Source organism: Halalkalibacter kiskunsagensis (assembly GCF_037027555.1).
Taxonomy (GTDB): Bacteria; Bacillota; Bacilli; order Bacillales; family Bacillaceae_D; genus Halalkalibacter; species Halalkalibacter kiskunsagensis.
The window spans coordinates 130,805-146,176 of the sequence record NZ_JAXBLX010000002.1 but is presented as its reverse complement, the minus strand read 5'-3'; the positions used below and the strand labels follow the sequence as shown (position 1 = coordinate 146,176).

The following is a 15,372-nucleotide window of genomic DNA, read 5'->3' as shown; positions in this document are numbered from 1 at the left end:
CTACCTCTCTTAAAGAGGGTGTCTCAATCCAAAGGGAAAGACCTTTGAAAATGAGGCACCCTCTTTCCTTTTACGTTTGGTATTACCTTTTTAAGGAATAATTCATACATGGGAGGAAAATCTACAAAAAAAAGAGGAAAGTTGTTGACTAATATGTATATACAAGTTAGAATGAAACCGTAATCAGCATGTATATACAAGGTTGAATATATATATAAAGTTGTTACAGTTATGAAAACGTTAACAGAGAGGGGAATAAAGATGAGTGAGTTAAGAGAATCAGCGAAACAAATACTCGCTGCCTTAGGTGGTAAGGAAAACATAGCGTCGGCAACTCATTGTGTTACACGCTTACGCCTAGCCCTAGTAGATGAAGGGAAAGTTGATAAAGGAGCTTTAGAAAACATTGATGTTGTACGAGGTTCATTTTCAACAAATGGTCAATTTCAAGTAGTGATCGGGCAAGGGACGGTTGACAAAGTATACAAAGAGTTTATCGCACTTGCTGAAATTTCTGAGGCTACGAAAGAAGAGACAAAGAAAGCTGCTGCAGAGAATCTGAATCCATTACAAAGAGCCGTTAAGATGCTCGCGGATATCTTTATTCCGATTTTGCCTGCAATTGTAACGGCTGGTTTATTAATGGGGATTAATAACATTCTAACAGCACCTGGGATTTTCGGAGATCAATCTGTTGTAGAAATGTTTCCACAGTGGGCCGATTTTGCTAATATTATTCACTTAATTGCTAATACTGCTTTCGTATTTTTGCCAGGTTTAATTGGTTGGTCAGCTGTTAAACGATTTGGTGGAAATGAATTGCTAGGTATTGTTCTAGGGTTAATGCTTGTTCACCCAGATTTGCTAAATGCTTGGGCATATGGGGAAGCTCAAGAAGCTGGAACGATTCCGTATTGGAATTTATTTGGACTGGATGTTGCAAAGGTAGGTTATCAAGGCCAGGTCTTGCCAATTTTAGTAGCTGCGTATGTACTTGCTAAAATTGAAATCACATTAAAAAAACGTGTTCCCGATGGTTTTCAGTTGTTAGTTGTGGCACCGATTGCGTTGCTTGTTACAGGGTTCATTGCTTTTATTGCTATTGGTCCAGTTACATTTGCAATCGGAAATGGAATTACCGCATTATTTGTCGGCATTTTTGATAATTTTGCTATTTTAGGTGGTCTTTTATATGGTGCGATCTATGCTCCATTAGTAATTACTGGTATGCACCATACGTTCTTAGCAGTTGACCTTCAGCTAATAGGAAGTATTGGTGGTACGTTCTTATGGCCGATTGTGGCTGTTTCTAATATTGCACAAGGGTCAGCGGCGCTCGCGATGTATTTCATACTAAAAGATGAAAAGGTAAAAGGGTTATCCTTTACATCAGCTGTCTCAGCGTACCTTGGTATTACTGAACCAGCGATGTTTGGAGTGAACTTACGTTATCGTTTTCCATTTATCTGCGCGGTAATTGGTTCAGCTATTGCAGCAATGTGGATTACTTTTAACTCGGTCATGGCACCGTCAATTGGTGTAGGTGGCTTGCCTGGTATTTTCTCAATTGAAGCGGGGAAATGGCTTATCTTTGCAATCGGAATGGTTATTGCTGTTGTTGTACCGCTTGTGTTAACATTCCTATTTGCCAAAACGCGTAAAGATATTTAAACAAATGTTTATTTAACAAAAGAGAGGGTGCATTTAGCAATCTCAGTGACCAAGTAATTTGGAAGCTGTGTGTTGGTTGCACCCTTGTTTTTTTCAATCGAAACAAGTAAACTTGTATATACAAATTTAAAGTGGGAAGACTCTTACTTAAGTTGATGGTTAACGTTGTACTCGACACTCTTCATTTACAAAAAGCATCTGTGTTTACTATCAGAATTGAGTTGAGCCTTTTTGCTAGTAATAAATGAAAAAACAAAATAACATCAAGCAGCAATTTACGCTACATCCATATGAAGCAAAGGGATATTTGCTACAGAGATAAAAGGAAGGTGCATGAAGAATGAAGGAATGGTGGAGAAAGTCAGTCGTCTATCAAATTTATCCAAAGAGTTTTAATGATACAACAGGGAATGGTGTGGGTGATTTACAGGGGATTGTTGAAAAGTTAGATTATCTAAAAGATCTAGGGGTGGATGTGCTATGGCTTACACCTGTTTATGCGTCACCTCAGATGGATAACGGGTATGATATTTCTGACTATTATTCGATTCATGATGAATACGGCACGATGGAGGATTTCGACCGTTTGTTAAAGGAAACGCATAGTCGTGGAATGAAATTAATCATGGATCTTGTTGTGAATCATACTTCAACTGAGCATAATTGGTTCAAAGAGTCAAAGAAATCAAAAGAGAACCAATACCGTGACTTCTATATTTGGAAGGAGCCTATTGACGAAGGGGAACCGACAAACTGGCAATCAAAGTTTGGTGGGAATGCTTGGATGTATGATGAAGAGACAAAGCAGTATTATTTACATTTATTTGATGTAACACAGGCTGATTTAAACTGGGAAAACGAATCCTTACGAAAGCATGTCTATAATATGATGCATTTCTGGTTTAAGAAGGGGATTGATGGGTTTCGTTTAGATGTCATTAATCTAATTTCAAAAGACCAATCGTTTCCAAATGATGATGGGTCTGTTGCACCAGGAGATGGCCGAAAGTTTTATACAGATGGCCCGCGGGTGCATGAATTCTTACAAGAGATGAATCGTGAAGTATTATCGAAGTATGATAGTATGACGGTTGGAGAAATGTCCTCAACTTCTATTGAGCACTGTATTAAGTATTCTAATCCAGACCGCAATGAATTAAGTATGACCTTTAATTTCCACCATCTGAAAGTCGACTATCCAAACGGAGAGAAGTGGGCATTAGCTGATTTTGATTTTCTAGCTTTGAAGCAAATATTAACAAAATGGCAAGTTGAGATGAATCAAGGCGGAGGATGGAATGCGCTTTTCTGGTGTAACCATGACCAACCAAGAGTAGTAACGAGGTATGGGAACGATACAACCTATCATAATGAGTCAGCAAAAATGTTAGCGACAACGATTCATATGATGCAAGGGACACCGTACATCTATCAAGGTGAAGAGTTTGGAATGACGGATCCTAGTTTTGAGAAAATTGATGATTATCGTGACGTTGAAACGCTGAATTATTACCGAATCATGAAGGGGAAAGGAATTCCAGAAGAGGAAATTATGGAGATTATTAAACGGAAATCTCGTGATAACTCTAGAACTCCTGTTCAATGGAATGCCAAAGAAAATGCTGGGTTTTCAACAGGAACTCCGTGGATTCCGGTTGCAAGCAATTATCAAGAAATTAACGCAGAACAAGCGGTAGCCGATCCTACATCAGTGTTTTATCATTATAAAAAATTAATTCAGCTGCGTAAGGAGTTCAACATTCTGACAGTTGGAGATTATAAGCTCTTGTTGGAAGACGATCCTCAAGTTTTTGTATATGAACGTACGAATGGGGATGAGAAAGTTCTAGTCATTAACAACTTTTATGGCAGTGATGCAACATTTACCTTACCTGAAGAGTGGGCTGCTAAAAGTTCAAATAGTGAATTATTGCTATCAAATTACGAAGACTCCAACGCTCTTGAAATAACGATGAAGCTTCGCCCTTATGAGTCACTCGTGTATTATGTGAAGTAACATGTTACACTAATCTAGGTGGTTAACGATGACAATAAATAAATTCCGATTAATATATGATGATTTAGCTGGGAAAATACAAAATGGAATATTAAGAGCAAATGAGCTTCTTCCTTCAGAAAATGAGTTGGCTGACACGTATATGGCTTCTCGAGAAACGATACGAAAAGCGTTAAAGTTATTGTCTGAACATGGATACATTCAAAAGATGCAAGGGAAAGGTTCCATGGTATTAGACGTTACAAAAATCAATTTTCCGATTTCAGGTCTCGTTAGCTTTCGTGAATTAGCAGACAAGATGGGGAAAAGGGCAAAAACCAATGTTGTGTTTCTTGAAGAACAAGGTATGCCTGCAGATATTCAAGAGCATTTTCAGACAGGGGAAGAACTGGATATTTGGAAGGTTGTTCGAGTTCGAGAGATTGATAAAGAGAACATCATCTTAGATAAAGATTTCCTGCTTTCTTCGTTTGTTCCAGGATTGACTGTCGATATTTGTGAGCGGTCCATTTATGCATACATTGAACAAGTTCTTGGATTGTCAATCAGCTTTGCTAAAAAGGAAATTACTGTTGAAGCACCGACAGACGAAGATCGCGAGCTTCTGGATTTAAGAGGCTACGATACGATTGTTGTTGTAAGGAGCCATGTATATTTTGATGATGCTTCGATGTTTCAATATACGGAGTCTAGACACCGTCCTGATAAATTTCGGTTTGTTGATTTTGCAAGAAGAACTCGGTAAAAACTAATCTTGAGCAAATCATTCGTCTGTTGTTAACACCCCTCTGTATAATGGTACTAATATGAGTAAATATGTAGTAGGAGGGGTTTCGATGAGTGTACATCAATTCTTTGTTTTGAGACCGAACGGTGAAAATATACCTTTGGATTGTTACAAGGGAAATGTGCTATTAATTGTTAATACGGCTACCAAATGCGGTCTCGCTCCCCAATTTAATGGGCTTGAGAAATTATATCAAGATTATAAAGATAATGGCTTTACTGTTCTAGGTTTTCCTTGTAATCAATTTATGGGACAAGAGCCGGTTAGTAACGATGAAATGGAAGAAGCGTGTAAGCTTGATTTTGGTGTTACTTTTCCTTTATTCGCAAAGGTTCGAGTAAATGGCAGGAATGCTGCTCCTCTTTATAAGTATTTAAAGAAAGAACAAAAAGGAATTTTATCATCAGAAATAAAGTGGAATTTCACAAAGTTTTTAGTGGATAAAGAAGGCAAGGTTATTTGCCGTTATGGACCAAATGTTGTTCCGGAGAAAATAGAAGAGGATATTCGTAAGTTGCTCGTAGATTAAACATGTCTCTTAAATAAGGGGCGTGTTTTTTTTAGACCAATTTCTTGATACCTGGGTAACGTATGATGTAAGTATAAGAGTGAAATTTGGATATAATCCCAAAATAATAACAATAGAAGTAATGTAACGAGGAGGACCGAAATGCTAGATGAGACTCGAAAATTTATTAATACTTGTTATCGCGAATTAGGGAAAGGTGAACAGGCGATCAAAGAAAGACTTTTTGAAGTTAAAGAAGAAATAGCTAGTTCGAATACGTATACACATACATATGAAGAATTAGCACATGGAGCACGGATGGCATGGAGGAACAGTAATCGTTGTATTGGACGCTTATTTTGGCAGTCGATGCATGTTATAGATGAACGAATGTTGACAACCGAAGAGGAAGTTGCTAACGCGCTCTTCTTTCATCTTCAATATGGAACCAACGGAGGCAAGATCATTCCGACGATTACGGTTTTTAAATCAGGGCACGTTCGAATATGGAATCACCAACTTATTCGGTATGCTGGGTATGAAACAAAAGATGGCATTATTGGTGATCCTGATTCGGTAGCTTTTACAACTTATTGTGAAAAGCTTGGTTGGCAAGGAGAAAAGACTCCTTACGATATTTTGCCATTGGTTATTCAAATCGGAAACAATAATCCAAAGTATTTCTCAATTCCAAAAGAGTGCATTCTTGAGGTTGAGATTAGCCATCCCAACTTCAAAGATTTTACGGACCTTCAATTAAAGTGGTATGCTGTTCCGTTTATTTCTGATATGAAGCTTGAAATAGGTGGAATAACCTACGAGGCAGCTCCTTTTAATGGGTGGTATATGGGAACTGAAATTGGTGCCCGGGACTTAGCAGATCAAAAGCGTTATCATGTCTTGCCGAAAGTGGCAGCTGTAATGGGGCTTGATACGACACGTGACTCAACATTATGGAAAGACCGTGCACTCATGGAGTTAAATGTTGCTGTACTGCATTCCTTCAAGGAATCTGGTGTTAGTATTGTTGATCATCATACAGCAGCAAAACAGTTCAAGCAGTTTGAAGAACAAGAAAGTGGATCAGGGCGACATATTACGGGAAACTGGTCCTGGCTTATCCCACCTATGTCTCCTGCTGCCACTCATATTTTTCACAAAAGGTATGACAATAAGGTAGTTAAGCCAAATTACTTTTATCAAGACCGGATGTATTAGAGCGACAATACTGTTGCTCTTTTTTTGAACCGATACTGTACCTTAGAAAACTGATGTAAGAAGATGCAACAAAGTCTAAGTTGCGATAAGATAGATACATAAGTAAAGAAATAAAGGGCGGAAAATATATGAGCATGCTACAAGTAGAAGGATTAACGAAAACCTATGGCGATAAGACATTGTTTGATAACCTCTCATTTACAATAAGAGAGAAAGAACGAATTGGTCTAATTGGAATTAATGGAACAGGCAAATCTACTCTTCTAAAGATTCTTGCAGGAATTGAATCGGCAGATAAAGGCAATCTTATTCATGCCAATGATTTTCAAATTGAATATTTGCCGCAACAACCAGAATTAAATGAAGAGTTAACAGTAATGGAACAGATTTATTTTGGCGATACAATAATAATGAAGGCAATGCGTGCTTATGAACAAAGCCTTTTATTATTTGAGAAAGAACCCGAACGTGATGAGTATCAACGACAATTTATAAAATGGCAACAACGGATGGACGAACTAGACGCATGGGAAGCAAATACGATCGCCAAAACAATACTCTCAAAACTTGGTATCACGAATTTTGGAACGACTATTAAACAACTTTCCGGTGGGCAGAAGAAGCGTGTTGCCATTGCAAAAGCACTCATTCAACCAGCAGACTTGCTTTTGTTAGATGAGCCTACGAACCACCTTGACCATGAAACAATTGAATGGCTTGAAAGTTTCTTATCAACATATAAAGGGTCGATTATTTTAATAACGCATGATCGTTACTTCTTAAATCGAGTTACGAATAATATGTATGAGCTTGATCAAGGAAGGTTGTTTACTTACGTAGGCAATTATGAGCTCTTCTTAGAGAAAAAAGCTGAGCGTGAGTTGCAGGAAGTGCAAAGAGATCAAAAGCGTGCCAATATTTTAAGACGTGAGTTAGCATGGCTTAAACGCGGAGCTAAAGCGAGAACGACGAAGCAAAAAGCACGTATTGGAAGAGTCGAAGCGTTAAAAGCAGAAGAAGGTGTGACACAACGAGGAGAATTTGACTTTGCAATTGGTTCAAAGCGTTTAGGAAAGCAAGTCATTGAACTGACTGACGTAACAAAGAGCTATGATCAACGGGTGTTGATACAATCGCTAGATTATTTAATTGTTAAAGGAGAACGCCTCGGTATTGTCGGACCAAATGGAAGTGGGAAATCAACACTATTAAATATGTTAGCTGGTCGAATTCAGCCTGATCATGGAACTATTGCAACAGGTGAAACGGTCAAAATCGGGTATTACACACAAGAGGATGAGGAAATAGACGGCTCGTTACGTATGATTGATTATATAAAAGAAATTGCAGAAGTTGTGTATACCGTTGATGGAACTGTTATTACAGCAGAACAAATGCTCGAACGTTTTCTCTTTCCAAGATCAATGCAATATACGTACATTCGTCGGTTATCAGGTGGGGAACGCAGACGCCTCTATTTGCTAAAAGTGCTAATGACAGAGCCGAATGTATTGTTTTTAGATGAGCCAACAAATGATTTAGATACCGAAACATTATCGGTTCTTGAAGATTATTTAGATCAATTTCCAGGTGTTGTGATTACCGTTTCTCATGATCGCTATTTTCTTGATCGAGTTGTTGATCATTTGCTTGTTTTTGAAGGGGAAGGTATCGTATCAAGATTTCAAGGACATTATACTGATTATCTAGCGCAAAAGCAGGTTGAATTTGAGCAGACTAAAGTAGAAAAAAAAGATTCTCGTATGCAAGGAGAGTCCAAAAAAGAACCCCGTAAAAAGCTCTCGTATAAAGATCAATTAGAATGGAATGAAATTGAAAACAAGATTACCGAGCTCGAGCAAAAAATTGAAACTGTTGAAGAAGAAATTATTGCTGCAGGTAGCGATTATGGTGTTATTCAAGAACGGATGAAAGAAAAGGAACAGCTAGAAGCGGATCTGGAAACAACGATTGAACGGTGGACAGAATTATCACTTTTAGTTGAAGAAATAGAAAACAGTCACAAAAAATAAGTATAGTAGAATACTGTCGAAAAAAGTTTTTTGTTATATTCATAATAATTTCTCTAAAGCGGTAACCTATAAGGTGGTTAGCGCTTTCTTTTTTATTTCGACAAATGGTTGAAAATGATTGAAGTTGATTGAAGTTGATTGTATAATTAGGTATGTAGTTAAAGAGGGGTGATGAATCTTGCTCACGATTGAACGTCACGAGAGAATTCTTTCATTGCTTAAAGAAAGAATGACAGTGAAAATGCAAGAGCTAGTCGATGAGACAAACGCTTCTGAATCAACGATTAGAAGAGATTTAACTGACCTTGAAAAGGCGAAAAAATTAAAGCGTATTCATGGAGGAGCCACACTGCTTCAGAAAAAGCTAGCTGAACCAACTGTAGCAGAAAAAACGATCAAAAACAGTCGGGAAAAAATGAGGATTGCTGAAAAAGCAGCGTCGTTAATCGAAGATGGCGATTGTATCTTTCTTGATGCAGGTACAACGACACTTGAGATTATTCCTTTTTTAGAAGGGAAGGAAGTGGTTGTTGTTACAAATGGACTTATGAATATTTCTTTGTTAATAGATCTAAATATTGAAACACATATTATTGGTGGGTATGTTAAGCATGGAACAAGAGCCTTTGTTGGTAGAAGTGCCATTCAAACACTGGAATCATTTCGATTTGATAAAGCGTTTCTTGGGGTGAATGGACTCACGGTACAGGATGGTTGTACGACACCTGATCCGGAAGAGGCATTTATCAAAGAAAATGCAGTGACACGTTCACGCCAAAGTTATATTTTAGCTGATCATTCCAAGTTCGGAGAAGTGTCCTTTAGCAAGTTTAGCAATGCTTACGATGTCACTATCATCACGAGCACAAAATTGGATGAAGAATACTACAACGACTTTCGTACAATTACAAACTTAGAGGTGGTTACCTTATGATTTATACTGTCACTTTAAACCCTGCGCTTGATTATTTTGTCGAGATTGATGAGCTGAATGTAGGTGCATTAAACCGTTCAACTTATGATTACAAAGCTCCAGGTGGAAAAGGAATCAATGTCTCAAGAGTGTTGAAGAGATTCGGGCACAATAGCAAATCGCTTGGTTTCACAGGCGGATTCACCGGAGATTATGTAAGAGATGTTATTGAAAAAGAAGGCATTGAAACGGATTTTATTCAAGTTAATGGAGATACCCGAATAAATATTAAAGTTAAGGGCAAAATTGAGTCAGAAATAAATGGTGTATCACCAGACATTAAAAATGAATATTTAGAGCAATTGCAAAAACAATTATCTGTTCTTAACGAAGGGGATGCCCTTGTACTAGCGGGAAGTGTACCTTCGACGATTCCTGATGATATCTATGAAACATTATGCCAAGGGGCTCTTGATAGAAAAGCAGAAGTTTTCATTGATTCAAGTGGTGAGCCGATGAAGAAGGTTATTGAGAAAAGGCCAACTTTTATTAAGCCAAATCATCATGAGTTAGGAGAGTTATTCTCAGTAGAATTGAAGGAACCAAAAGAAGCTGTTCCATACGTTCGCAAACTGATAGAGAAAGGGATTACATATGTTCTCGTTTCATTTGCAGGAGATGGAGCAATTTTAGGAACTAACGAACAAATTTTATATGCAAATACACCTAAAGGAATTGTGAGAAACTCTGTAGGTGCAGGTGATTCTGTTGTTGCTGGCTTTTTAGCTGCTAAAAAAGAGAAGATGAACTTAGAAGATTCATTTAAGTTTGCGGTCGCGACAGGGAGTGCAACGGCATTTTCGAAAGGATTTGCTCAAAGAGAAGATGTAGAGACACTTATGAAGGAAATTACCATTAGTGAAATAGGAAAGGGTGAGTAGTGTGAGAATCTCTGATTTATTAAAGAAAGATACAATCGTACTTACTATGAGTGCGAATGATAAGGCGTCAGCAATTGACGAGTTAGTAAGAAATTTAGATAAAGCTGGAAGACTTAACAATGCGGATGACTATAAGAAGGCAATTTTGGCAAGGGAAGAACAAAGTACAACAGGTCTTGGCGAAGGAATTGCTATTCCCCATGCCAAAAGTGAAGCAGTAAAGACGCCAGCGATTGCTTTTGGACGTTCAGAAAGTGGTTTAGATTATGAAGCCCTTGACGGACAACCGACTCATCTGTTCTTTATGATCGCGGCATCTGCAGGAGCAAATGAAGCCCACCTTGCTACACTCTCACGCTTGTCTACATTCCTAATGGATGAAGCTTTCCGAGAAGCTTTATTAAAAGCAGAGTCAGAAGAGGACATCTTAGCTGCCATTGATAAGAAAGAACAAGAGCAATTAGAAAAAGAAGCTGCCGAACAAACACCGTCTAAAGATGGCTATGATATCTTAGCTGTGACAGGGTGTCCAACAGGAATCGCTCATACATTTATGGCAGCAGATGCATTAAAAGATGAAGCGAAAAAGCAAGGTCTTACAATTAAAGTTGAAACAAATGGTTCTGGAGGGATTAAGGACCGTTTAACTGCAGATGAGATTGATAATGCCAAAGCTATTATTGTTGCTGCTAGTACGAAAGTAGAGATGGATCGTTTTTCAGGCAAAAAAGTAATTGATGTACCTGTAACAGATGGAATTAGACGTCCAAAAGAGCTTGTGGAACAAGCAAAGTCGGGAAATGTACCTATTTATAAAGGGTCTGGTGAAGCTAGTGGCAATAAAGAAGAAAAAGGCAAAATAGGTGGAGGTTTCTACAAACACTTAATGAACGGTGTTTCGAATATGCTTCCGTTTGTTGTTGGTGGCGGGATTCTGATCGCTTTATCCTTTTTAATTGATATTGATTTAAATAATGAATTTGCTCAAATGTTAATGGATATTGGTGGAGGAACGGCCTTTGCTCTTATGATTCCTGTTCTTGCTGCCTTTATCGCAATGAGTATTGCAGACCGTCCGGGTTTTGCTGCTGGTATGGTTGGGGGCTTAATCGCCTTTAATGGCGAGGCGGGATTTCTTGGTGGGTTAATCGCTGGTTTCTTAGGAGGGTATGTAGCACTTCTAGTGAAAAAGCTATTAGCAGGAATGCCGCAATCGCTAGCTGGTATAACAACGATTCTTCTTTATCCAGTACTTAATATTTTTATTACAGGTATGATTATGCTTTTACTTGTTACACCATTAAGTGCAATTAACAGTGGCCTTGAAAGCTGGTTAGGCGGAATGGGTACAACAAATATGATGTTACTAGGGATTATTCTTGGTGGAATGATGGCGATTGATATGGGTGGTCCAATCAATAAAGCAGCATTTACGTTTGGTATTGCAATGATTGATGCTGGCAACTTTGGACCTCACGCTGCTGTTATGGCTGGTGGTATGGTCCCGCCACTTGGGATTGCTCTTGCAACAACGTTCTTTAAGCGTAAATTCACGAAGCAAGAACAAGAAGCAGGAAAGACAAACTATATTTTGGGAGCGTCGTTTATTACAGAAGGAGCCATTCCTTTTGCGGCAGCTGATCCTGGTCGTGTTATTCCTGCAGCCGTTGCTGGTGCAGCCGTAGCAGGTGGATTGACAGCATTATTTGGTATCGGATTACCAGCTCCGCACGGTGGAATTTTCGTCGTTGGACTTGTATCGGGTAGTTGGTTTATGTATTTACTGGCTATTATAGTTGGTGCTATTGTAACGGCAGCGATATTAGGAATTTGGAAGAAAAAGACGGTTTAATAATTATTAATGAGAAGGAGAGACAAAATCAGTCTCTCCTTCTTTTTTTTACTTACGGTTGAATATATCATATTAGTGTGGTTGCGCTTACGGGAAAGGTTTATAGTGAAGGGAGAGTGATTAGAGCTACTGCTGCATTTGAAATTATGAAAGGTGCACGAATAATCTAAACCTTTCTTAAAAAGAGCTCAGCCTACGATTTCTTTCTTATTATTATTAAGTGATATAATGAAAAGACTATAATACGTAAGGGGTTGATTATAGCGATGCATCCTGTTATTAAAAAACTACAGTGGAAAGAGAATATGAACGAAGTTTTGATTTTAGGAGCTCCGAAAGAATATGAAGAAGTCATCACTCAATTTGAAGCAGAAGTACATACTGAAATCAAAAGCGACATATATCGGTTTATTCATATTTTTGGAACAACAAATCAAGAGATTAAAACCATGGCAGGAAAAGCAGTTGATGTCATTGAAGAAGATGGTATACTCTGGCTAAGCTATCCGAAGAAGTCTTCAAAGAAATATAAAGGCTCTGATTGTAGTAGAGATAAGGTCGGTGCCATGCTTGGTGAAGAAGGCTATGAACCGGTTAGACAAGTCGCTATTGATGAAGATTGGTCAGCCCTTCGATTTCGCCAAGTTGATAAAATTAAAACAATGAAAAGGACATTTGCCGTTACGGAAAAAGGGAAAGAACGGACGAAACAGGAATAATGGTTTGTGAAAAAATGGGAGGGTGACTAGAAAATGAAGATAGCTACGTATCAAATGGACATTATCGCAGGTAAACCAGCAGAAAATCGTAAAAAAGTACTAGATTGGGTGGACCAAGTTTTGAAGGAACAACAACCTGATGTTCTTGTATTACCTGAAATGTGGACGACGGCCTATACGCTTCCTATTCTTGAAAAAGTTATTAGAGAGGATGAAGCGGAAACTGAAACGTTTCTAAAAGAATTAGCGCGTAAGCATCATGTGAATATTATAGCTGGCTCCATAGCTGTTGAAGAAGCGGGAGGCATTTTTAATCGCTCGTATATTCTTAATCGCAAAGGAGAAATTATCTATACTTATGATAAGATTCATCTTGTTCCAATGTTAGATGAACATCTTTATCTAAAAGGTGGTAATAATGCTGTCAAAGTATTTGAATTCGATGGACGAAAGATGGGAGTTATTATATGCTACGATTTGCGTTTCCCTGAGCTTGTTCGCTCCTTAGCATTACAAGGAGCAGAGGTGGTCTTTGTCGTTGCAGAGTGGCCCTTGGCGAGAGTGAAACATTGGGAAATCCTTCAACAAGCGAGAGCGATTGAGAATCAAGTCTTTGTTGTGAGTTGTAATAGGGTTGGAACGCATGATGGTGTTAAGTTTGCTGGACGATCTATGGTTGTTACTCCATGGGGAGAGACGCTAACAAAGGCTTCTCAGGTAGAAGAAGAGACGTTTACTGTTGATCTTAATCTAAACGAAGTTACTCGCATTCGAAAGGAAGTACCTGTTTTTGCAAGTAGAGTTCCGAAGTTATACGGTGATTTGTAGTTATTTAAATAAACGTTTGTTTAACAAGAAAATGGCTACAGAACAAGGGGGAAACTAGAAGCTACTGAAAAGGAATAAAAGGAAGCCACTGAAAGTCCATCAAGGAAGCCGGCAATGGCTCCGCACGTTGCGCGCCTGCGGATTAGAAACCCACTCATAGCGGGCTTTAAGGTGTGAGGCACTTCTCACACCAATGGCAACGGCTGCGCTCATTGCTTAAAGGCCACTGAAAAAGGAAAAAAATCGACCTTTTTCAGTGGCCTCGGAAACCAAACTTGTTCTGTGTCCTTCTTTTGAGTGCTCTTTTCCTGTGTCTATACTGAAACTTTTTGAAGTTTATCGATAAATTTCAATGAACGACCTGTTCCTATTGCTACTGCCTCTAGCGGATTTTCTGCGATATGAACAGGAACAGATATCTCGCCTGAGAGCCATTCTTGAATTCCGTTAAATAGCGCGCCTCCACCTGTTAACATGATGCCTTGATCGACAATATCTCCGCTTAGTTCTGGTGGACAGTCTTCAAGTGTAGCTCGGATAGATTCGAGGAGCTGATGCATGGATTCATTAATTGCTTGTTGAATTTCTGTTGAATGTAGGGTGACAGTTTTCGGTAATCCATCGACAAGATCGCGTCCGCGAATCTCCATTTCCATAGCTTCATGTTCAACCGGTGAATATCCAATTTCCATCTTAATACGTTCTGCCGTACGTTCACCAATTAAAACATTATAAGCTTTTCGAACGTGCTGTATTATGGATTCATCAAATTTATCTCCACCGACTCTGATCGAATGACAAGTGACAACTCCACCGAACGAAATAATGGCAACTTCAGTTGTTCCCCCACCGATATCAACAATAACGTTAGCAATCGGTTCATTTACAGGCAAACCAGATCCAATTGCAGCGGCAACAGGTTCTTCAATGATGTGTACATTTTTGGCACCACAGATTCTAACAGCATCTAAAATAGCACGACGTTCGACTGATGTTGAACCTGAAGGCGCGCAGACCACGACATTTGGTTTTCGGAGAGATAGGCCAAGGGTTTTGCTTGCCTTTTTCATAATTGCTTTTAGCATACTTGCTGTCATATCAAAATCTGCAATGACACCATCGCGAAGAGGACGTATTGCAACGATGTTGGCAGGTGTTTTCCCGACCATATTCTTTGCTTCGATTCCAACTGCTAATACTTCTTTTGTATCAAGATTAAGTGCTACAACGGATGGTTCGTTTAAAATAATACCTTTGCCTTTACTGTATACAAGGATATTGGCTGTTCCTAAGTCAATTCCTATTTCTGCATTTGCAAACATGCTTTCACCAACTTTTTTAAATCTAATTCTAGAATGTGTGCTAGTTATTAAATCTATTTTTCAACACATTTCCTAGCTAAGTCTTGATTTTAACAATGAATAGAAAGATAACATAGAGGAATTTCTCTCATCTTATATGTAAGAATGTGAAAGGAATACGGAAGTACTAAGGGATTTGCCTAGAAAAAAGGAAAGTATTAGAAATTATTAAGTTATCGGGTCTTTGTATCTATGTCTAAAGTTGTTGTTAATGAGAGGGAGGAGTGTCTAACTCATGCTAAAAGTAGGCCGCAGGTATTTGTACGATTATGGGAATCGGGAGGAAATATGTGGGTATTTTTACTGATTTTTTGTTTGTTTCCATAGTACATATTAGCTGATATATTGGCTTTGTAACGTTCGAATTTACGCCCGTCAATATAACGAATTCCCTTTTCTTTTAATTTCTCGACGTACCAACCTTTACTACAACATACATTAAGATCAGTCCTTTCATTCGTAATACAAACAAAAACGAGCAAGCAGATTCGCTTCCTCGTTTTGTTTGCTGGATGCATGTTGAT

Annotated in this window: 13 protein-coding genes; 11 read left to right on the top strand and 2 right to left on the bottom strand. The window is 38.5% G+C overall.

The genetic code is table 11. The features are described from left to right. The first annotated feature begins 261 nt into the window (after nucleotides 1–261). The 11 genes from treP to SLH51_RS01870 all read left to right on the top strand — a co-directional run bounded on the left by treP (nucleotide 262) and on the right by SLH51_RS01870 (nucleotide 13,487). Nucleotides 262–1,671 carry a PTS system trehalose-specific EIIBC component gene (gene treP / locus SLH51_RS01920; protein WP_335958676.1) on the top strand — a complete coding sequence of 470 codons (1,410 nt, stop codon included), beginning with the start codon at nucleotides 262–264 and terminating at the stop codon, nucleotides 1,669–1,671. Between the two features lie 340 nt (nucleotides 1,672–2,011). Continuing rightward, the gene (treC, locus tag SLH51_RS01915; RefSeq protein WP_335958674.1) at nucleotides 2,012–3,688 is read left to right on the top strand and encodes an alpha,alpha-phosphotrehalase; all 1,677 of its coding nucleotides are present in this window, start codon (nucleotides 2,012–2,014) and stop codon (nucleotides 3,686–3,688) included. 28 nt (nucleotides 3,689–3,716) lie between these two features. Further along, on the top strand, nucleotides 3,717–4,433 hold the full coding sequence (gene treR / locus SLH51_RS01910; protein ID WP_335958672.1) for a trehalose operon repressor: 717 nt from the start codon (nucleotides 3,717–3,719) through the stop codon (nucleotides 4,431–4,433). Between the two features lie 91 nt (nucleotides 4,434–4,524). Beyond that, entirely contained in the window at nucleotides 4,525–5,004 is a 480-nt protein-coding gene (locus SLH51_RS01905) for a glutathione peroxidase (RefSeq protein WP_335958670.1), read from the top strand. A 141-nt stretch (nucleotides 5,005–5,145) separates the two neighbouring features. Then, nucleotides 5,146–6,201: a nitric oxide synthase oxygenase gene (locus SLH51_RS01900; protein ID WP_335958669.1), complete on the top strand. Its 1,056-nt coding sequence runs from the start codon at nucleotides 5,146–5,148 to the stop codon at nucleotides 6,199–6,201. A gap of 128 nt (nucleotides 6,202–6,329) precedes the next feature. Continuing rightward, a complete protein-coding gene (locus SLH51_RS01895; RefSeq protein ID WP_335958668.1) occupies nucleotides 6,330–8,234 on the top strand; it encodes an ABC-F family ATP-binding cassette domain-containing protein in 1,905 nt (634 codons plus the stop codon). 178 nt (nucleotides 8,235–8,412) lie between these two features. After that, the gene (locus SLH51_RS01890) at nucleotides 8,413–9,168 is read left to right on the top strand and encodes a DeoR/GlpR family DNA-binding transcription regulator (protein WP_335958667.1); all 756 of its coding nucleotides are present in this window, start codon (nucleotides 8,413–8,415) and stop codon (nucleotides 9,166–9,168) included. Further along, nucleotides 9,165–10,088: a 1-phosphofructokinase gene (gene pfkB / locus SLH51_RS01885; RefSeq protein WP_335958666.1), complete on the top strand. Its 924-nt coding sequence runs from the start codon at nucleotides 9,165–9,167 to the stop codon at nucleotides 10,086–10,088. The genes SLH51_RS01890 and pfkB overlap by 4 nt, the downstream gene beginning before the upstream one ends. A 1-nt stretch (nucleotide 10,089) precedes the next feature. Next, the gene (locus SLH51_RS01880; RefSeq protein ID WP_335958665.1) at nucleotides 10,090–11,940 is read left to right on the top strand and encodes a PTS fructose transporter subunit IIABC; all 1,851 of its coding nucleotides are present in this window, start codon (nucleotides 10,090–10,092) and stop codon (nucleotides 11,938–11,940) included. A 305-nt stretch (nucleotides 11,941–12,245) separates the two neighbouring features. Further along, the gene (locus SLH51_RS01875; RefSeq protein ID WP_335958664.1) at nucleotides 12,246–12,659 is read left to right on the top strand and encodes a DUF3052 domain-containing protein; all 414 of its coding nucleotides are present in this window, start codon (nucleotides 12,246–12,248) and stop codon (nucleotides 12,657–12,659) included. A gap of 33 nt (nucleotides 12,660–12,692) precedes the next feature. Then, nucleotides 12,693–13,487 (top strand): carbon-nitrogen family hydrolase, encoded by a 795-nt coding sequence (locus tag SLH51_RS01870; RefSeq protein WP_335958663.1) that lies wholly within the window; start codon nucleotides 12,693–12,695, stop codon nucleotides 13,485–13,487. A gap of 314 nt (nucleotides 13,488–13,801) precedes the next feature. Here the strand turns inward: SLH51_RS01870 and mreBH are convergent, their stop codons facing one another. After that, a complete protein-coding gene (gene mreBH / locus SLH51_RS01865; RefSeq protein WP_335958662.1) occupies nucleotides 13,802–14,809 on the bottom strand; it encodes a rod-share determining protein MreBH in 1,008 nt (335 codons plus the stop codon). Nucleotides 14,810–15,081: 272 nt separating this feature from the next. Continuing rightward, the gene (locus SLH51_RS01860; RefSeq protein WP_335958661.1) at nucleotides 15,082–15,366 is read right to left on the bottom strand and encodes a YflJ family protein; all 285 of its coding nucleotides are present in this window, start codon (nucleotides 15,364–15,366) and stop codon (nucleotides 15,082–15,084) included. Nucleotides 15,367–15,372 lie beyond the last annotated feature (6 nt).

Coding starts and splice junctions, on each gene's coding strand:
- SLH51_RS01900 (WP_335958669.1), top strand. CDS start 5,146: ATGCTAGATGAGACTCGAAAATTTATTAATACTTGTTATCGCGAATTA.
- treR (WP_335958672.1), top strand. CDS start 3,717: ATGACAATAAATAAATTCCGATTAATATATGATGATTTAGCTGGGAAA.
- pfkB (WP_335958666.1), top strand. CDS start 9,165: ATGATTTATACTGTCACTTTAAACCCTGCGCTTGATTATTTTGTCGAG.
- SLH51_RS01905 (WP_335958670.1), top strand. CDS start 4,525: ATGAGTGTACATCAATTCTTTGTTTTGAGACCGAACGGTGAAAATATA.
- SLH51_RS01870 (WP_335958663.1), top strand. CDS start 12,693: ATGAAGATAGCTACGTATCAAATGGACATTATCGCAGGTAAACCAGCA.
- treC (WP_335958674.1), top strand. CDS start 2,012: ATGAAGGAATGGTGGAGAAAGTCAGTCGTCTATCAAATTTATCCAAAG.
- treP (WP_335958676.1), top strand. CDS start 262: ATGAGTGAGTTAAGAGAATCAGCGAAACAAATACTCGCTGCCTTAGGT.
- SLH51_RS01860 (WP_335958661.1), bottom strand. CDS start 15,366: ATGCATCCAGCAAACAAAACGAGGAAGCGAATCTGCTTGCTCGTTTTT.
- SLH51_RS01875 (WP_335958664.1), top strand. CDS start 12,246: ATGAACGAAGTTTTGATTTTAGGAGCTCCGAAAGAATATGAAGAAGTC.
- SLH51_RS01895 (WP_335958668.1), top strand. CDS start 6,330: ATGAGCATGCTACAAGTAGAAGGATTAACGAAAACCTATGGCGATAAG.
- mreBH (WP_335958662.1), bottom strand. CDS start 14,809: ATGTTTGCAAATGCAGAAATAGGAATTGACTTAGGAACAGCCAATATC.